The organism is Methylobacterium sp. Leaf112 (assembly GCF_001423295.1).
GTDB lineage: Bacteria > Pseudomonadota > Alphaproteobacteria > Rhizobiales > Beijerinckiaceae > Methylobacterium.
In genome coordinates this window covers 217,393-234,781 of record NZ_LMNG01000032.1, presented here as the reverse complement: position 1 = coordinate 234,781, position 17,389 = coordinate 217,393, and the positions used below count along the sequence as shown (strand labels likewise).

Sequence of the window (17,389 nt, the reverse complement as noted above, 5' to 3'; positions counted from 1 at the left end):
CCTGGCGGCCCCGACAAGAGAGCTTCGCCCCCCCTCATCGCGGTGCCCTGCATGCGGTCCGGAATCGACTGACGAGGATGGGCCATGGGGTTCCCGGCTGCCTTCGTGGATCGGATCGGGGACGCGTGATCCTTATGCCCGTGATCCTCGATCCCGACGGGCGGGACACAGGACTTTCGGGCGGTGCCGCTTTCACGGTTGCGGGCGTGCTTATCATCCCGACTTCGAGCAATTCCAAGGCAATCGTGTCACCGGGAGGACACACACCAGCGGGATCACGGCCTCCGTCGGGGATCCGGGATGGTGCAGCGCGCCAGTTCGCGTCGAATTGTCACCGCAGCGCAACATCGCCCTTGGCGTGTGGCTTTGGCGCCTGACCTCGTGTGACCTGGCGCCGGGCGGCACCGGGGCCCGGACGCATCGGTCCGGTCTCACAGGCGGAAATGCGCCGCCGTGCGGGACAGGTTGGGATTGTAGTACGGGTCGGCCCGAAGCTGCGGCTCCCAGCGCGCCTGCATCACCCGCATCTCGGCCTCGAACCGGGTGCGCTTCTCCGGCGTGTCCTCGGGTCCCCGGCTCTTCGATTCGTGGTGGACGAGGCGGGCGTACGGCGTCCACAGGTTGCGGTAGCCGGCCTCGCGCAGGCGCAGGCACAGGTCGACGTCGTTGAAGGCGACGGCCAAGTGCGCGGCATCGAAGCCGCCGACCCGCGCGAACGCCTCGGCCCGCACGGCGAGGCACGCCCCGGTGACGGCGGAGACCTCCTGGGTCAGGACCATGCGGGCGAAGTAGCCCGGCTCCTCCCCCGGCAGGCCGGGATGGCTGTGCCCGGCGACCCCGCCGATGCCGAGCACGATGCCGCCGTGCTGCAGGGTGCCGTCCGGATAGAGCAGCTTGGCGCCGACCGCGCCGACGCTCGGATCGAGGGCGAGGGAGACCATCTCGGCGAGCCAGCCGGGCTCGACGATCTCGACGTCGTTGTTGAGGAACAGCAGCACCGCGCCGGTCGCGGCCGCGCCCCCCCGGTTCGACAGGTCGGAGAAGTTGAACGGGCCCGGCACGAGCAGGATTCGCAGGCGCGCCTCCTCCGCATAGGACGCGAACAGGGCATCCGTCGCCGGCTCGCGGCTGTCGTTGTCAACGACCACCACCTCGATGTCCGGGTAGTCGGTCGCACCGAACAGGCCGCGCAGGACCGTCCCCAGGAGCTCGGCCCGGTCGCGGGTGGGGATGATGACGGAGACGCGCGGAGCCGGGTGGGGCAGGGGCCGCACGAGCCGGTTGAAACCCAGCGGCCCGCGTTCGGCACGGGCGCCGAAGGGTGCGGCCACCTCCGCGAGCGCGCGCAGACGGGCGGTCTCGGCCTGCGCCAGGGCACGGTCGGAGAAGGTGCCGGAGCCCCCGGCAGCACGCCAGTGATAGAGCACCTTCGGGATGTGACGTACGCGCGCGGGCGCGAGCCCCTGCGTCAGGCGCAGGAGCAGGTCATGGTCCTGGCTGCCCTCGAAGCCCGGACGCAGGCCGCCGAGCGCCCGCACCGCGGCGGTGCGCACCACCGCGAGGTGATTGATGTAGTTCTGCCCGTAGAGCAGCTCGCGGTCGAAGCCGGACTTGAAGTGCGGCTCGAACCGGCGCCCGCGTCCGTCGATCTTGTCCTCGTCGCTGTAGATCAGCACGAGATCGGGGTCGGCGCGGATGGCCGCACCCACATGGAACAGGGCGGTCTCGGCGAGCACGTCGTCGTGGTCGAGGAAGGCCACGTAGGCGCCGCGCGCCAGGGCGAGGGCCTCGTTGGTGGCCCGCGCGATATGGCCGTTCACGGCCCGCCGCGTCACGCGGATGCGGGAATCGGCGGCGGCGTGGGCCGCGAGGATCCGGACGATCGCCGGATCGGTGGAGGCATCGTCGGCGACGCAGAGTTCCCAATGGGGCGAGAGCTGTGCCCGGACCGAGCGCAGGGCCGCTTCCAGCACCGCGGGCGCGGGATCGTGGACCGGCATCAGGACGGAGATCAGGGGCGGGTCGACCCACGCGGCGGCCTCGGCTCGCAGGCGGGCCCGCTCGGGGGCGGTCAGGGTGTCGAAGCGGCGGATCCAGGCGCCGTACCCTGTGCCGCGGCGTTGTCCGAGGGCGGCGGAGAGCAGGCCGCGCCCGCGCACCTTGAGGCCGAGGGCGCGCCAATAGACGGCACGAACGGTGAGGCGGGGCGCCCGCAACACGGCACGGGCCACGAGGGCGAGGCGCCCGCGCCGGTGGATCGCCACATCCACGAGGGCGAAGGGTCGGCCCGGCGCCAGGGGGGAGAGGACGAGGGCGCGGAGTGCCTCGGGCAGGCGTCCCGTCCAGGCGAACCGGTCGCCGCCCAAGGCCTCCTCCTGCAGGACCGCGCCGTGTCGGCCTTCGCACAGGACGGTCACGAGCAGGCGAGCGATCCCGCCGCTGCCGGCATCGCGGAACCGGATCGTCACCCAGGCGCCGTCGAGGCCCGCCCCGGTGAGGTCGAGGCGCGAGCAGCTGCCATCGGCCGTGAAGGCACGGATTCCGCCCGGCAGGCGGGCCGACGGCATCGCGCCCGGATGATCGCGCCCCGGGTCCCGGCCCATGCTCAGACGGTCCAGCCCTTGGCCACGGCGTCGCGCACGGCGTCCGCCATGGCGACGTCGAACACGAGCATGTCCTGGGCCGCCCGCAGGCCGCGCAGGCGTGCCGCCAGTGCCAGGACGGTCTCTGGGATCGGCTCGGGCTCGGGCACGACGGCCTCGACCCCGAGGCGATCGAACACCGTGGTGGCGAAGGCCTCGTAGAATTCGCGGTGGCCGACGACGTTGACGCGGGCCAGGATCTCGATGGCGACGATGGAATTGCCCGGGGTCATCCGATCGTTGGGCAGCTTGGTGCCGAACTGGCGGGCCAGGGGATTGTACAGCAGGTGATACGCCCCCTCGGGCATCATCTTGAAGAAGCGCTTGAGGCTTTTCGGGTCGTCGAAGTCGTAATCGCCGGTGAAATCCGCCGCCTCGGCGAGACCGCCGAGGCGCCAGGCCTGGGGCGGATCGGCCGCGACGGCGGCCCGCGCCTTCAGCCACAGCATCCGCGTCGCCATCTCGGTGTAGGGATCGTGGATCAGGGCGGTGGTGATGAAATCGTCGCTGGCGAAGAAGCCCTCGTAGCGCGGGACGATGATGGCGCCGGACACGAAGGACGAGGCCAGCCAGGGGCTCTCGAACAGCACCCGCAGCACTTCGTCGGACAGGCGCCCGACTCCGAGGTAGCTCTGCTGGAACCGGTCGAACAGAGCCGCGGGGATGCGGGTCTCCGGCACGATGCTGGTGTCGACGAGCAGGACCTTGCCCGTCCGGAGCCCATCCTGGCGGATGCGCCGGTAGATCAGGACGTTGGTGTCGGTGTCGTAGATCTCGACGCGCCGCGCCTCGGCCAGCCCCGGCACCTCCTCGGGGGTGAGCCGGAAGACGCAGTGCCCGGTGGAGTGCCAGCCGTTGGCCCGGATGCCGTCATCCGTGATCGTGGCCGGGATCTCGGCGACGCGCCGGCCCTCCACGGCGACGAAGACGCGGCTGATGGCCAGGGGGTTGTCCGGGACCACCCAGAACCTGATCTCGGCACCCAGGTCGTGATCGACGTAGAACCGCATTCCTCACCGTTGCTCGATGGCCTGGAGCCGTGCCGGATCCGCTCGGATCGCGCCTCCGGCTCCTTGTCCCTGCCGTGGCACTCGCCGCTCGCCCGACGCCGCCTCCCTCGGGGAGGCCGCCGCACGGGCCGGCCCCGGCCCTTAGCGTACTTTGAGGATCGGCGCAGGAAAATGGATCATGGTCCGTGATCGGAGCGCGCCTTTGCGCTTGCGCCCCCCAAAACCAGAAGCTATAGCCCCCCTCACCGGCGGCGAACGCAGCCGGTGAGGGCGCTTAGCTCAGCGGTAGAGCACTACCTTGACATGGTAGGGGTCACAGGTTCGAACCCTGTAGTGCCCACCATCTCACCTCCTGGCGACACGGGGATTTCCCTGGCCAAAGGCGAGTTGGTGACGAGGGATCGCAGGTTCAGCGAGCCTGCCTGCGGGGAAGACCGGACCTGGACCGGTTTCTCACCTGAACCCATCCCACGACGACATCGAAGTCTTTGGATTTGCGGCTGTATCGAGCCGGCCTGTGGCGGCCGCCGCGTTGTCCATTCCCTCGCGCGCCACGCCCGCCGTCTGGCAGAAGCGGGAAACGCGCAGCTCCCTATGCACCTTCGCACGCCGACCGCGCCGAAGCGTCGGGGGAGCGCGACTGCGCATTTTTGACCAGATCTCCCGCTAGGCGCGACGCACGCCACACCGCCCGAGACCCACCCCATGGTCACCTTCAAAGCAAAGACGCATGTCGCGCGAAGCGATTGGGAGGTCTACGCACACGTCATTCATGCACTGATGCTCCGCGACATGCGGACCCGGTTCGGCGCCTCGTATTGGGGCTACGTCGTCGTCATCCTGTGGCCCGTCGCGCACATCTTCCTGATCGTCGGCCTCATGGCCTTTCGCGGCATGCCGTCGCCTCTGGGCGACAGCGTGATCCTGTTCATCGCAACCGGTGCCGTTCCGGCCCTGGTGTTTCAATACACGTCCCGCGAGGCGATGAAGGCGATCGTCTCCAGCAAACCCCTGACCTATTATCCGCAGGTAAAGCTCTTCGATCTGATCGTCGCGCGATTCATCGTCGAGGCGGTCAAAGGATTCACCGGCCTCATCCTGATTTTCTTCATCCTGGTTTGCTTCGGCGTGGATCCGATCCCGGACGAACCGATCATGGCGGTCGGCGGATACTGTGCCGCCCTACTCCTCGGTCTCGGCATCGGGGCGATCAATGTCGGAATCCTGTCGTTCTTTCCCGGATGGCAGATCGGATACATCCTCGTCACGATCACGTTCTACCTGACGTCCGGTGTTTATTTCCTGCCGCAATTCATGCCGCCACAGATCTACGAGATCATGAAATGGAACCCGATGGTGCAGATCATCGAGTGGGTCCGCCTCGGGTACTATACGCAACTCGGCGTGAACGTTGATTACCTCTACGTTCTGGGGATGGGATTCGGAACGTTGACCCTCGGACTCATCATGGAGCGAACGCTGGTTCGCCGCTTGGCGTAAGGCAACGGCCCTCCTCCCTTCCCGCGTACGGGCAACGCAGCCCCCGGCGCCTTTCTGGCCCGGGGCCTTCTCGCAGGAGCACCCCTTCACCTTTCCGCCGCTCCGGCTCGGCCCGACCGGGCGTCACTGTGGAGCGAGGGCGGGGCCGCTCCGCGACGCCGCGAGCAAGGGCCGGTCCTGATCCTGCGGTCGTTCGACGGCCACCGGCGTCGGACCACAGGAAGGGAAGCCAGCGCAAGGCCCGGCCAACCCCGCGCCCACCGCCTGCTGCAGCCGAATCTCCGACGATGGGGGAGATCCCTTGCCCTGCGAAGCCCGATACGTCGAAGCCTGGTCCCGTCGCTTAGCCGGTGCCGTCCAACCCGAAGCCAGCGCCCACACGAGTTTATACTAACATAGATTAGCTCATCATTCAAATACGAAGGTTGCCTTTGCGCTATACAGTATCCGTTGACACGAAATCCAGCACATCAATGTAGTTCTCGGCAATCGAGATCGATTTCCGCAGCAATTCTCGCGCAAGGACCCATGTTCTACAACTAAATCTGAAGCTGTTTGTCGAGGCTTTTGATAACCAAATATTCCTCCACCGCAAAGAGAGAAAAATGCCGCCACCAAGCCATAGGATCGATCCATTGAATTCAATTAAATTCTGACATCGAGAATTTCATCGTCGGATGCGCCACGGAACCAAGTAACCGATGGGAATTCGTAAAAAATTCCTTGCCAAATCATCCGCACGACGCTTACAAATCATTGCCAACCGCCAAGTCTCCATCCCTTTGGGCTGAAAGACATTCGCCAGCCCTCTCGGTCCAGGGGTGACAATGCTCGCGTCGCACGAACTGGGAATGCTTTCCAACGAGCCGAATGCTGGTCCTTCGCCGGACAGCAGATCGGACCAGGGCGTCGAGAGGCAGATCGAACAGCGCGGCTCCGTATCGCAGCCCCGCCCCTCGGTCGGGCGGGCCTACCGGGCCATCTTGCTGGCGGCCGACGGACGGATCGCGACGCTCTCCCGGCTCGACGCCCAGGACGATGCGGAAGCCCTCGTCCGGGCGGCCGGAATGGTCGATGGACATGCCGTCGAGTTGTGGGACGGCAGCCGCTTCATCGCGCATTTCCCGTCGGTGGATTAGCAGGCGGACCGGCATACGAAGGCCGGCGCGTCGAAGGGCGGCTGCGCGAGTGGAAAGCCCCTTCGATCGCCCCAACGCTTGGCCCTGCGCGACGTCGGCCGGGCGCCAAGCTCCGGAACTCGCTCCGGCCGCATCCGCACGGGGCTCGATCCGCCGGATCGGGCACGATGCGCGGCGCGCTCCGCTCGACCATGCCCGGCCCCACCAACGAAGAAGGGGCTGGCCTGAGCCAACCCCTTGCAAACGTTAGGCAATTCTATGGTACCACCGCCCCGGCTCGAACGGGGGACCCCCAGATCCACAATCTGGTGCTCTAACCAACTGAGCTACGGCGGCACTGAGGGGGCTGTATCGCGAGCCGAAGCGCTTTTCAAGCGCCGGCTGCGCATCGGGGCGAGGAGAATGTGTGGAGAGGGCCGCCGAGGCACCGCGCGGGAAACCGATCGACGCCCGGGCGTGGCCCTCTTAAACCGGAGCCATTCCCCTCGATCGACCCGTTCGGCCCCCCGCGATGATGACGCCACGCCCCATCCTCACCCGTGTGCCGGCCCGGGCTCGCCTGTTGGCCCGGGCTCGCCTGCTGGCGAAAGTCCCCGCACGCGCGCGTGCGGCGGTGCGGGGCAGCGAGATCGGTCTCGTCGCCCTGGCGGGCCTCGCCGGCTGCGTCGCGGGCGCGGCGGTGGCCGCCATGCAGGGGGCGACGCAGGTCCTGCGCGCGTGGCTCTACGGCCTGCCGCCCGGAATGCGTCTGAGCGCGAGCCACGACGTGCCGGCCCTGACCCTGCTCCTCGTCCCGGCGGCGGGCGGCCTCGTGCTCGGCCTCCTCGCCCATACCATTACCCGGGCCATCGCCCGGCGGCACGGACGGCGCCCGCACGCAGTCGTCGATCCCATCGAGGCCAATGCGCTCCACGGCGGGCGGATGTCGGTACGCGGCTCGGGGCTCGTCGCCCTGCAGAACATGATCTCGAACGGGTCGGGGGCCTCCGTCGGCCTCGAAGCCGGCTATACCCAGATCTGCGCCAGCCTCGCGGCACGCTTCGGAGCGTCGTTCGAGCTGCGCCGGAGCGACCAGCGCACCCTCGTCGGCTGCGGGGCGGCCGCCGCCATCGCGGCAGCCTTCGGAGCGCCGCTCACGGGGGCGTTCTACGCCTTCGAACTCATCATCGGCACCTACGCCATCGCCACCCTGACGCCCGTGGTGGTGGCGGCCCTGTGCGGCAGCGTCGTCGCCCGCGCCCTGGTGGACCAACCGGCGCTGGTCACCGTCGACGGCCTCGACGCCCTCACCAGCACGGCGATCACCGGCGCCGACACCGTGCCGGTCCTGGGCCTCGGCCTCGTCTGCGCCGGCCTCGGCATCGTGATCATGCGCGGCGTCACCCTGGTGGAGGCCGGCATCCGTGCGAGCCGGATCCCCGCCCCGCTGGCCCCCGCCCTCGGTGGGCTCTGCGTCGGCGCCCTGGCGGTCGCGGTCTCGCCGCAGGTTCTCTCGGGCGGGCACGGGGCCCTGCACCTGCATCTCGGCGCGCACGGGGCGGGCATGGGTCTCGGGGGCCTCGCGCTCCTGTTCGCCGCCAAGGCGACGGCGTCGGCCCTCTCCATCGGCGCGGGGTTTCGCGGCGGCCTGTTCTTCGCCTCGCTGTTCCTCGGGGCGCTCGTCGGGGAGATCTTTTCGGGGGCGATGCCCGGCTTGGCCGCCTTCGCGCCGACGCCGCTCGCCTACGCGGTGATCGGCATGAGCGCGCTCGCCGTCGCGGTCATCGGCGGCCCGCTCACCATGACGTTCCTGGCCCTGGAACTGACGGGCAGCTTCCCCATCACCGGCCTCGTCCTCGTGGCGGTGATCGCCTCCTCGCTCGCCGTGCGAAAAACCTTCGGCTACTCCTTCGCCACCTGGCGCTTCCACCTGCGCGGCGAGAGCATCCGCAGCGCCCACGACGTCGGCTGGATCCGCACCCTGACCGTGGACACCCTGATGCGCCGCGAGGTCGCCACCGTGCCGGTCTCCCTACCGCTGACGGCCTTTCTCACGGACCATCCCCTCGGATCGCCCTCGCGGGTCGTGGCGGTGGATGGCGAAGGTCGCTACGCCGGCATCGTCCGGGTGCCGGAGGCCCACGCCGCCGCCCGGGACGCCGATGGCCCGCCGCCCGGCCTCGCCGACCTCCTGCGTCACGCCGACGACGTCCTGACGCCCGGCATGAACGCCAAGGCCGCGGCCGCCGCCTTCGACCGCACGGAGAGCGAGGCGCTCGCCGTCGTCGACGGGCCGGAGACCCGCCGCGTCGTCGGCCTCCTCACCGAAAGCCACACCCTCAAGCGCTACGCCGAAGAACTCGATCGACAGCGCCGGGCGATGCTGGGCGAGACGGCGTGAGCGTCACGGCGCCCACGCCCGCCCGAGGTCAGGCGTGGACCACGCGCCCCTTCGCCCCCAGGGCCTCCTCGACGGTGCCGTCGCCGTCGAGATAACCGTGACGTTTGGGGTTCGGCATGATCAGCGAGGCCACGAAGGCGATCCCGAGCATCACGGTGACGTACCAGAAGAACGAACTCTCCGAGCCGATCTGCTTCAGGTAGAGCGCCACCATCTCGGCGGTGCCGCCGAACAGGGAATTGGCGATGGCGTAGGACAGGCCCACGCCCAGCGCCCGCACCTGGGTCGGAAACAGCTCCGCCTTCACGATACCGGAGATGCCTGTGTAGAAGCTGATCACGGTCAAGCCGATCATGATCAGGGCGAAGGACAGGACCGGGTTGGTGGTGCTGCCGATGGTGGTCATCAGGGGCACCACCATGAGGGTGCCGAGTCCGCTGTAGAGCAGCATGTTGGCCTTGCGGCCGATCTTGTCCGAGAGCCAGCCGAAGAACGGCTGGATGATCATGTAGACCAGCAGCGCGGCGGTGGAGATCTGCGAAGCGGTGATCTTGTCGATATGCGCCGTGTTGAACAGGTACTTCGGCATGTAGGTGGTGAAGGTGTAGAAGCTCAGGGAGCCGCCGGCCGTGTAGGCCAGCACCACGCAGAACGCGCGCCAATGCTTGAACAGGGCCGCGAAGGTGCCGGATTCCTTCGAGCTCATGTCCGCCTTGGTGGCGGTCTCGGTCAGCGACGAGCGCAGGTACAGGGCGACCACGGCGGCGAGCGCCCCGATCACGAAGGGAATGCGCCAGCCCCAGGCGGTGAGCTGCTGGGCGGTGAGCACGCTCTGCAGGACGATCAGCACGAGGGAGGCCAGGAGCTGGCCGCCGATGAGGGTGACGTACTGGAACGAGGCGAAGAACCCGCGCCGGCCCTTGATGGCGATCTCGCTCATGTAGGTGGCGCTGGTGCCGTACTCGCCGCCCACCGACAGGCCCTGGATCATCCGGGCCAGGAGCAGCAGGGCCGGGGCGAGGTGGCCGACGCTCGCGTAGGTCGGCAGCACGGCGATCATCAGCGAACCGGCGCACATCATCAGCACCGAAATCATCATCGAGGTCTTGCGGCCGAGGCGGTCGGCGAGGCGCCCGAACAGCCACCCGCCGATGGGCCGCATGAAGAAGCCGACGGCGAAGACCGCGGCCGATTTCAGGAGCTGGCTGGTGTCGTCGCCCTCGGGGAAGAACACCGGCGCGAAGTACAGGGCGAAGAAGGCGTAGCAGTAGAAGTCGAACCACTCGACGAGGTTGCCCGACGAGGATGCGACGATGGCCTTGATCCGGCGGCGGTTGTCCGCCGCCTCATCGAGCCTCGGCGTCATGATTCCGGCACCGTCCGACATGCGCGTCTCCCCCTGTTTTATTTGGGATGTTGTTGAATTGGCTCATTATTTTTTTAGCATAGTCCCGCCCGGGCCTGCTGTGCGGCGACGTTAAGCTCCGCGGAAAAATTCGCAAGAGCACCGGCGGATGCCAAAATGACCGCAGGCAACGCGGCCGTGGAAGATCTGCGCTCAAGCTTTCATTCGGCCTCTCGCGCCCAAATGAAAGTCCCCGCGCAAGTCGATCCGGGGAAAATGCGGAACGGTTTCTGGGACGTCCTCGTTGCGGCTGCGCATCGGCGCCGAACGGCGCTGTCCATCGACGGGGCGGGAAACAAAACCATGAGCAAACTCTTTCGGAGCACGGTCGCGGCCGCGGCCCTGGTCATCGGCGCGACGGCGGCCTTCGGTCAGGGCGGCCCGGGTGGCGGCGCGGCCGGCGGTGCAGCCGGTGGTGGCGGCGCCGGCATCGGTGCGGGCGGCGGAGCCGGGGGTGGCGCAGGGGGCGGACGCGGCGGTGCCGGCGGCCCAGGCGCCGGTGCGGCGGGTGCCGCCGGTGCCGAGCGTGGCGGCCCGGCCGGAGGAGGCGCGGGTGTGGGCGGCGGTGCCGGCGAGCGCGGTGGTGCTGCCGAGCGGGGCGGTGCTGCCGAGCGCGGCAGCCCGGCGGGCGGCCCGAACCGGGGCACGGAAGACGGCCGCGCCGGACGCGGCGAGGGCCGGACCGACCGCGACGGTCAGCCGGATCGCGGCGCTGCGACCGATCGCGGCGAGCGGGGTGCCCGCGACGGTCGAGGCGACCGGGACGGCAAGGCCGACCGGGATAGTAGGACGGACCGGGACGGCAAGGCCGATCGCGGGGATCGCGATGGCCGGGGTGATCGCGGCGACCGGGGCGACCGGGGCGATCGCGGCGCACGGGGCGATCGCGGGGATCGGGGCGCGGTCCGGGGCGCTTATGGCCGCCTCGGCGCGCCGCAGCGCACGGAGTTCCGCCAGAGCGTGATCCGGCGCGGCATTCCGCGTCTCGCGGCCGGCGCCTTCGCGCTCACCGTCGGCACGGCCATCGCCCGCAGCTACACCCTCTACGACCTGCCGCCGGACATCGTCCGCATCGCGCCGGAATACGAGGATTACCGCTACGTGCTGGTGGACGACGACATCGTCATCGTCGATCCCGACACCTACGAGATCGTCGACGTGATCCGCGGCTGAGCGGCTTCATCTGGAAGACGGGGAGGGCGCGGCCGCGAGGCGGCGCCTTTTCTCGTTGAAGCGCTTGCTCTCGTCTTAGCGCTTGCTGCGGTCGAGCAGCCCCGAGACGACGCGGGCGGTGTAATCCACCATCGGGACGATCCGGGCGTAGTTGAGCCGCGTCGGCCCGATCACCCCCACGACGCCGACGATCTTCTGGGCCCCATCGCGAAAGGGTGCGGCGATCATCGAGGAGCCCGACAGGGAGAACAGCTTGTTCTCCGAGCCGATGAAGATGCGGACCCCCTCGCCGCCTTCGGCCCGGGACAGGAGTTCGATGACGTCCTTCTGGGTCTCGAGGTCGTTGAACAGCAGGCGGATGCGCTCGAGATCCTCGACGGCCCGCAGGTCGTCCAGGAGATTGGCCTGACCGCGCACGATGAGCTGGCGCGCGTCGGACGGGCCGACGGAGACGGCGAGGCCGGCATCGACGAGGCGCTCGGTGATGACGTCGAGTTCGCGCTTCATCGCCTGGCGGCCGGATTCGATCTCGGCCCGCAGGGTCCCGAGGGTGCGCCCCTGGAGGCGGGCGTTGAGGTAGTTCGAGGCCTCCTGCAGGGCGCTCGCGGGCAGGCCGGGCGGCAGGTCGAGGAGGCGGTTCTCCACCGAGCCGTCGTCGGAGACGAGGACCACCAGGGCGCGGGCCGGGTCGAGGCGCACGAACTCGATGTGCTTCAGGTGCACGTTGGTCTTCGTGGTCAGCACCACGCCGGCACCGCGCGAGATGCCCGACAGCAGGGTCGAGGCCTCGGCCAGCGCGCTCTCGAAGGTGTGGCCGGAGGCCGCCGCCCGCATCTGCGCCTCGATCCGCGCCTGCTCGTCCTGGCCGACATCGCCGAGTTCGAGCATGGCATCGACGAAGAAACGCAGGCCCTGCTCCGTCGGCAGCCGCCCGGCCGAGGCGTGGGGCGCGAAGATGAGCCCGGAATGCTCCAGATCCGCCATCACGTTGCGGATGGAGGCCGGCGACAGGGTCATGGGCAGGATGCGCGCGAGGTTGCGCGATCCCATCGGCTCGCCGGTGGTGAGGTAGCTCTCCACGATCTGCCGGAAGATCTCGCGCGCCCGCTCGTTGGGCGCGGCGAGGACATGCATCGGCTGGGATGCGGAGAAGGGGCGGGCGGGCTCGGTCACGACGGTTTTCCTGGGCCACGATTGTGTCCGCGCGGGGGCCCTCGCACAAGGCGGCGGCGCGCGTCCGCATCGGAACGCGGGCTGCGGCGGGACAGGGCACGCTTCATCCGCCCTTCAGGAACGATGGGCCAAAAGAAAAACCGCGCTTCGATGAAGCCGTCCGGGCCCATCGTGCGTTCCACACCGCTCACCTGTCCGGCCAAGCTCGAAGTCCGTGCAAGGCCGGCCCCGCGTGGCGTCAGGAGTCCCATATGCGCAACACATCCCGTTCCGGTCTGATCCGGTCCCTGGCCATCGTGCTGGCCATGATCGGCGCCATGTTCGTCGCCGCGCCCCAAGGCGCCCAGGCGGCCCCAGCCATGGTCTCGACGGAGGTCGCCGGCCCGGCCGCCGCCCTCACGGAGGTCCAGTACGGCGGCTATGGCCGTCATCACCGTCATCACCACCGCCATTACGGCCACCGCCGCCACTTCGGCCATCATTTCGGCCATCATCGGGGTCGCCATTACGGCCGTCACTTCGGTCATCACCGCGGTCACCACCACGGCTACGGCCGTCGTCACTTCTACTGAGAGACGTTCGGAGGGGCGCCCAGTGGGCGCCCTTTTCGGTCGGGGCGTTGCCGCAGCCGCGCCCGGCGCCTAAGAGCCGCGTCCTGACACTCAACCGGGAGAGCGGCGATGCGGCCCTCGAAGCGCGCCAACGACGATCTGCGCACCGTCACCCTCGAGCGCGCCGTGGCCCGCTACGCCGAGGGGTCCTGTCTCGTCACCTTCGGCGAGACCAAGGTGCTGTGCACCGCCTCCCTGGAAGAGCGCGGGCCGCCTTGGCTGCGCGGCTCCGGCAAGGGCTGGATCACGGCCGAGTATTCCATGTTGCCGCGCGCCACCCACGAACGCACCCGGCGCGAAGTGAATTCGGGGAAGCCGTCGGGCCGCACCCAGGAGATCCAGCGCCTCATCGGCCGGAGTCTCAGGGCCGTCACCAACCTGCCGGCCATGGGTGAGCGCCAGATCACCGTCGATTGCGACGTGATCCAGGCCGATGGCGGCACCCGCACGGCAGCCATCACGGGCGCCTGGGTGGCGCTGCACGATTGTTTCGCCTGGATGCGCGCCCGCTCGATCATCTCCGTCGATCCCCTGCGCGATCACGTGGCGGCGGTGTCCTGCGGCATCGTCAAGGGCGTGCCCGTGCTCGACCTCGACTACGCCGAGGATTCGGGGGCGGAGACCGACGCCAACTTCGTGGTCACCGGCTCGGGCGGCCTCGTCGAGGTCCAGGGCACCGCCGAGGGCAAGCCGTTCTCGGAAGAGGAGCTCATGGCGCTCCTGCGCCTGGCCAAGGGCGGCACCGAGCGCCTCGTCGCCCTCCAGAAGGACACCATCGCGCGCGAACCCGCCGACAAGCGCGTCACGGACAAGAAGGCCTCCGCATGAGCCAGCACCGCATCCTCTCGGGCCGGGTCGTCGTCGCGACCCACAATGCCGGCAAGCTCGTGGAGATGCGCGAATTGCTGGCGCCCTTCGGGATCGCGGCGGTCTCGGCCGGCGAGCTCGGCCTGCCCGAACCGGACGAGACCGGCACCATGTTCTCGGAGAATGCCGCCATCAAGGCGCACGCGGCGGCCCAGGCCTCCGGCCTGCCGGCCTTCGCCGACGATTCCGGCCTGTGCGTGAACGCCCTCGACGGGGCGCCGGGCCTGTTCTCCGCCCGCTGGGCCGGGGAGTCGAAGGATTTCGGCGGCGCCATGGCGCGGGTCGCGGCCGAGATGGAGAAGCGCGGCGACACCACGCGGCGGGCGCACTTCGTCTCCGCCCTCGTCGTCGCCTGGCCCGATGGCCACACCGAGACCTTCGAGGGCCGGGTGTTCGGGCAGATCGTGTCCCCGCGCGGCACCAGCGGATTCGGTTACGATCCCCTGTTCCTGCCCGACGGCCACGACCGGACGTTCGGGGAGATTTCTTCGGAAGAAAAGCACGGCGTCGATTGGCAAACGGGCGACGCCCTTTCCCACCGGGCGCGGGCCTTCGTGCTCCTGGCCCGGGCCTGCCTACGGCGGCCAATCTGAGCCCGCCTGAGGGGGCGGCCGGAGCCGCCGGCACCCTAGAGTATTTTCCATGATCCTCGGATCACGGAAAATTCGCTAAGTTATTGTTTGGTCGCATTTTCTTCACGCGAGCCGGTATCCACCTCGCTTGAAAATGCTCTAGCGGCTCGCCAAGCCGTAGCGACGCCCGTTCAGGGGCGGTCCGTCCTGGCCGTTGCCGGCCACCACCACGAGGCGCTGGACCTCGCCGCGGAGATACGCCTGCAGGAAGCGGTTGTAATCGCGAAAGACCACGCAGCCGTTGGACGCGCCGCTCGGTCCGAGCATGTAGGTGTGGGCGAGGAGGCCGACGCGGCCGTGGATCGCGGCGGGGCCGCCCACGGGGTTGAGGCGGATCGCCCGCACCCCGTGGAACAGGGCCTCGCGCTCGCGCAGATCGTAGGTGCCGGGCGGCGTCGCGCCCCGCATGGTGAGGTGCACGTTGCGCGGGTTGTCCTGGCTCGGCCCCAGGCCCGAATGCGCCTCCAGCACCTCGCCGTTGGGCAGGGTCACCCGCCCGGCGGTGATGTCGTAGATCGCGATGCCGCCGCCCGCCACCGGGGCGGGCCCCGGAACCAGGCGCTGGCGCGACGGGACCGCCTCCGACGCACCGTCCACGGAGGCGTAGGCCGTGGGGGCCGGGGCATCGCCGAAGATGCGATCGAACAGGGAGGGTTCCTCGACGCCCGCCGCCCGGAACACGCTCTGGGTCGAGGGCAGGGCGGGACGCCGGGCGAGGCGCGCGGTGACGGCGACGGGCGCGCGCCGGAACTCGGCCGGGCGCGGGACCGGCAACGGTATCGGCAGCGGCACCGACAGGGCGACCTGCTCGGGGCGTGGCAGGGTAGCGGCGACGGGCGTGGAGCGCGCCGGGGTCGCGGCCATCTGCACCGCCGAAGGGGCGGCCTCGGAAGGGACGGCCTCGGGCGGGGCATCGGCGGCGGCAACCCGGACGTCGACGGCCGGCGCCGGCTCGGCCCGTTGGAAGCCCGAAGCCAGGGGCCCCAGGGAGAGGGGACCGGTGAGGAGGGTGGCGCCGATGGCGGGCGTGGGATCGAGCATCCAGGCGTAGTCGGCGGGCAGCGGCCGGGCGGCGGCCGTCTCGGACGCCGCTGCGACGCTCACCGGTACCGCTGCGACGCTCGCCGGTACCGCTGCGACGCTCATCGGCGCCGCGTCGCTCCCGCCGCCGAGGCGGGCTCCGGCGAGGCCGAGGGCCCCCACCGAGACGGCGAGCAGCATGCGGTTGCGGCGGCGGCGACGCTCCTGCCGGGGAGAGCGGTGCGAGCGGAGCGCGACATAGGTCATGGGGACTCGAACTCGATACGCATGTCCCGTTCGGGCAGCCCGCGCCGAGCCCTGTCCGCGCGAGTGCACCGCGCGGACCTGACACGAAATCGGGAGTCACCGTGAAGGGAACGATTTACCGTAAGTGTCCGTGAGTAAGCACGGGCTTGGTTAATCTCGCCTGAAGCGCATCAGCGTATTTGCGCAGAAAAACCGGCCGCGTTGGTTCAGTTCGACACAGGCGGGGGCATCCGGCGGCGGCACGCGGCGGCGCATCCGGAAAAAAGGTCGGGATTGCCAAACGCGCGGCGCGCGCGCACATCGCGGCCATGACCGAACCGACAGGCCCGGACCATCCGACCCGCGACGCGGGCTTCGGGGTCTACGTCCATTGGCCCTTCTGCGCCGCGAAGTGCCCGTACTGCGATTTCAACAGCCACGTGCGCCACGCGCCCGTGGACGAGGTCCGCTACCTCGCGGCCTTCCGGGCCGAGATCGCCCACATGGCCGCGCGGACGCCCGGCCGCACCGTGTCCAGCGTGTTCCTCGGCGGCGGCACGCCCTCCCTGATGCGGCCCGCCACCGTGGCGGGGCTGCTCGATGCCGTCGCGGGCGCGTGGGCCGTCGCGCCTGACGTCGAGATCACCCTGGAGGCCAACCCGACGAGCGTCGAGGCGGAGCGGTTTCGCGGCTACCGGGCGGCGGGCGTCAACCGGGTGTCGCTCGGCGTCCAGGCCATGGACGATGCCGCCCTGAAGGCCCTGGGCCGGCTCCACACCGCGCAGGAAGCCATGGCGGCGGTGCGGGTCGCGGCGACGCATTTCGAGCGCTACTCCTTCGACCTCATCTATGCCCGGCCCGACCAGGGCCTCGCGGCGTGGCGCGCGGAACTCGAGGGGGCCATCGCCCGGGCGGCCGAGCACCTCTCGCTCTACCAGCTCACCATCGAGCCCGGCACGCCGTTCTTCGGCCTCGCCGCCGCCGGCAAGCTGGTGCCGCCCGACGACGAACATGCCCGCGCCCTCTACGACGTGACCCAGGAGGTCTGCGACCGGGCGGGGCTCCCGGCCTACGAGATATCGAACCATGCCCGCCCCGGCGCACAGTCGCGCCACAACCTCCTGTACTGGCGCTACGGCGAGTACGCCGGCATCGGCCCCGGCGCCCACGGGCGCCTCGTGGCCCCTGACGGGCGGCTCGGCACCGTCACCGAGCGGGCACCCGAAGCGTGGCTCGCCCGGGTCGAGCGCGACGGGCACGGCATCATCGAGACGGAGCGGCTGTTGCCGGCCGACCAGGGCGACGAATTCCTGATGATGGGCCTGCGCCTGTCGGAGGGCATCGACCCGGCCCGCTACGCCGCGCTCAAGGGCCGCGTCCTCGACGCCGCCCGGATCGAGACCCTGGTGGCCGACGGGCTCCTCGCCCGGAGCGCCGGCGGCCGCATCGCCGCGACCCCGCGCGGAGCCCCGGTGCTCAACGCCGTCGTGGCGGCGCTGGCCGCCTGAATCACCGGGCCGACCGGGCGTCCGGTTCGCCGGTCCAGGCTCCTCCGCCTGCATCGGCGTCACCGAGAACCGGTTCGCCCTTC

13 protein-coding genes and 2 tRNA genes are annotated in these 17,389 nt (G+C 69.8%); 9 read left to right on the top strand and 6 right to left on the bottom strand.

The genetic code is table 11. From position 1 onward, the window contains the following. Window positions 1–431: 431 nt before the first annotated feature. Both ASF52_RS19490 and ASF52_RS19485 read right to left on the bottom strand, forming a co-directional pair. A complete protein-coding gene (locus ASF52_RS19490) occupies window positions 432–2,567 on the bottom strand; it encodes a glycosyltransferase family 2 protein (RefSeq protein WP_056175724.1) in 2,136 nt (711 codons plus the stop codon). A 38-nt stretch (window positions 2,568–2,605) separates the two neighbouring features. Beyond that, entirely contained in the window at window positions 2,606–3,652 is a 1,047-nt protein-coding gene (locus tag ASF52_RS19485; RefSeq protein WP_056175626.1) for a hypothetical protein, read from the bottom strand. A 268-nt stretch (window positions 3,653–3,920) separates the two neighbouring features. On the opposite strand from ASF52_RS19485, the gene ASF52_RS19480 reads away from it, so the two are divergent. The 3 genes from ASF52_RS19480 to ASF52_RS19470 all read left to right on the top strand — a co-directional run bounded on the left by ASF52_RS19480 (window position 3,921) and on the right by ASF52_RS19470 (window position 6,291). After that, window positions 3,921–3,995: transfer RNA gene (locus ASF52_RS19480), tRNA-Val, on the top strand. A 362-nt stretch (window positions 3,996–4,357) separates the two neighbouring features. Continuing rightward, on the top strand, window positions 4,358–5,152 hold the full coding sequence (locus ASF52_RS19475) for an ABC transporter permease (RefSeq protein WP_056175623.1): 795 nt from the start codon (window positions 4,358–4,360) through the stop codon (window positions 5,150–5,152). An 827-nt stretch (window positions 5,153–5,979) separates the two neighbouring features. Then, window positions 5,980–6,291 (top strand): hypothetical protein, encoded by a 312-nt coding sequence (locus ASF52_RS19470; RefSeq protein WP_156630240.1) that lies wholly within the window; start codon window positions 5,980–5,982, stop codon window positions 6,289–6,291. 259 nt (window positions 6,292–6,550) lie between these two features. Here ASF52_RS19470 and ASF52_RS19465 read toward each other — a convergent pair. After that, window positions 6,551–6,627, bottom strand: a tRNA-His gene (locus ASF52_RS19465). A gap of 178 nt (window positions 6,628–6,805) precedes the next feature. Between ASF52_RS19465 and ASF52_RS19460 the strand changes: the two genes are divergently transcribed. Next, window positions 6,806–8,671, top strand: a complete 1,866-nt coding sequence (locus tag ASF52_RS19460) for a chloride channel protein (protein ID WP_056175721.1) — start codon at window positions 6,806–6,808, stop codon at window positions 8,669–8,671. Window positions 8,672–8,699: 28 nt separating this feature from the next. Here ASF52_RS19460 and ASF52_RS19455 read toward each other — a convergent pair whose 3' ends face one another. Beyond that, on the bottom strand, window positions 8,700–10,058 hold the full coding sequence (locus ASF52_RS19455) for an MFS family transporter (RefSeq protein ID WP_056175617.1): 1,359 nt from the start codon (window positions 10,056–10,058) through the stop codon (window positions 8,700–8,702). Window positions 10,059–10,379: 321 nt separating this feature from the next. Here ASF52_RS19455 and ASF52_RS19450 point away from each other — a divergent pair, with 321 nt between their 5' ends. After that, a complete protein-coding gene (locus tag ASF52_RS19450) occupies window positions 10,380–11,249 on the top strand; it encodes a DUF1236 domain-containing protein (protein WP_056175718.1) in 870 nt (289 codons plus the stop codon). A gap of 75 nt (window positions 11,250–11,324) precedes the next feature. Here ASF52_RS19450 and hrcA read toward each other — a convergent pair whose 3' ends face one another. Next, entirely contained in the window at window positions 11,325–12,383 is a 1,059-nt protein-coding gene (hrcA, locus tag ASF52_RS19445) for a heat-inducible transcriptional repressor HrcA (protein ID WP_200918873.1), read from the bottom strand. A gap of 290 nt (window positions 12,384–12,673) precedes the next feature. On the opposite strand from hrcA, the gene ASF52_RS22750 reads away from it, so the two are divergent. From ASF52_RS22750 to rdgB, 3 genes are all read left to right on the top strand, one after another. Continuing rightward, a complete protein-coding gene (locus ASF52_RS22750; RefSeq protein ID WP_056175610.1) occupies window positions 12,674–12,994 on the top strand; it encodes a hypothetical protein in 321 nt (106 codons plus the stop codon). A 108-nt stretch (window positions 12,995–13,102) separates the two neighbouring features. Continuing rightward, window positions 13,103–13,861 carry a ribonuclease PH gene (rph, locus tag ASF52_RS19435; RefSeq protein ID WP_056175606.1) on the top strand — a complete coding sequence of 253 codons (759 nt, stop codon included), beginning with the start codon at window positions 13,103–13,105 and terminating at the stop codon, window positions 13,859–13,861. Beyond that, complete coding sequence (rdgB, locus tag ASF52_RS19430) at window positions 13,858–14,493, top strand: RdgB/HAM1 family non-canonical purine NTP pyrophosphatase (protein ID WP_056175603.1); 636 nt, start codon at window positions 13,858–13,860, stop codon at window positions 14,491–14,493. Before rph ends, rdgB begins: the two co-directional genes overlap by 4 nt. Before the next feature lie 138 nt (window positions 14,494–14,631). Here the strand turns inward: rdgB and ASF52_RS19425 are convergent, their stop codons facing one another. Further along, window positions 14,632–15,819 carry a DUF2778 domain-containing protein gene (locus ASF52_RS19425; protein WP_056175601.1) on the bottom strand — a complete coding sequence of 396 codons (1,188 nt, stop codon included), beginning with the start codon at window positions 15,817–15,819 and terminating at the stop codon, window positions 14,632–14,634. 308 nt (window positions 15,820–16,127) lie between these two features. Between ASF52_RS19425 and hemW the strand changes: the two genes are divergently transcribed. After that, window positions 16,128–17,306 carry a radical SAM family heme chaperone HemW gene (gene hemW, locus ASF52_RS19420; RefSeq protein WP_056175598.1) on the top strand — a complete coding sequence of 393 codons (1,179 nt, stop codon included), beginning with the start codon at window positions 16,128–16,130 and terminating at the stop codon, window positions 17,304–17,306. Window positions 17,307–17,389: the final 83 nt, after the last annotated feature.

Coding starts and splice junctions, on each gene's coding strand:
- ASF52_RS19490 (WP_056175724.1), bottom strand. CDS start 2,567: ATGCCGTCGGCCCGCCTGCCGGGCGGAATCCGTGCCTTCACGGCCGAT.
- ASF52_RS19485 (WP_056175626.1), bottom strand. CDS start 3,652: ATGCGGTTCTACGTCGATCACGACCTGGGTGCCGAGATCAGGTTCTGG.
- ASF52_RS19475 (WP_056175623.1), top strand. CDS start 4,358: ATGGTCACCTTCAAAGCAAAGACGCATGTCGCGCGAAGCGATTGGGAG.
- ASF52_RS19470 (WP_156630240.1), top strand. CDS start 5,980: ATGCTCGCGTCGCACGAACTGGGAATGCTTTCCAACGAGCCGAATGCT.
- ASF52_RS19460 (WP_056175721.1), top strand. CDS start 6,806: ATGACGCCACGCCCCATCCTCACCCGTGTGCCGGCCCGGGCTCGCCTG.
- ASF52_RS19455 (WP_056175617.1), bottom strand. CDS start 10,058: ATGTCGGACGGTGCCGGAATCATGACGCCGAGGCTCGATGAGGCGGCG.
- ASF52_RS19450 (WP_056175718.1), top strand. CDS start 10,380: ATGAGCAAACTCTTTCGGAGCACGGTCGCGGCCGCGGCCCTGGTCATC.
- hrcA (WP_200918873.1), bottom strand. CDS start 12,383: ATGCATGTCCTCGCCGCGCCCAACGAGCGGGCGCGCGAGATCTTCCGG.
- ASF52_RS22750 (WP_056175610.1), top strand. CDS start 12,674: ATGCGCAACACATCCCGTTCCGGTCTGATCCGGTCCCTGGCCATCGTG.
- rph (WP_056175606.1), top strand. CDS start 13,103: ATGCGGCCCTCGAAGCGCGCCAACGACGATCTGCGCACCGTCACCCTC.
- rdgB (WP_056175603.1), top strand. CDS start 13,858: ATGAGCCAGCACCGCATCCTCTCGGGCCGGGTCGTCGTCGCGACCCAC.
- ASF52_RS19425 (WP_056175601.1), bottom strand. CDS start 15,819: ATGACCTATGTCGCGCTCCGCTCGCACCGCTCTCCCCGGCAGGAGCGT.
- hemW (WP_056175598.1), top strand. CDS start 16,128: ATGACCGAACCGACAGGCCCGGACCATCCGACCCGCGACGCGGGCTTC.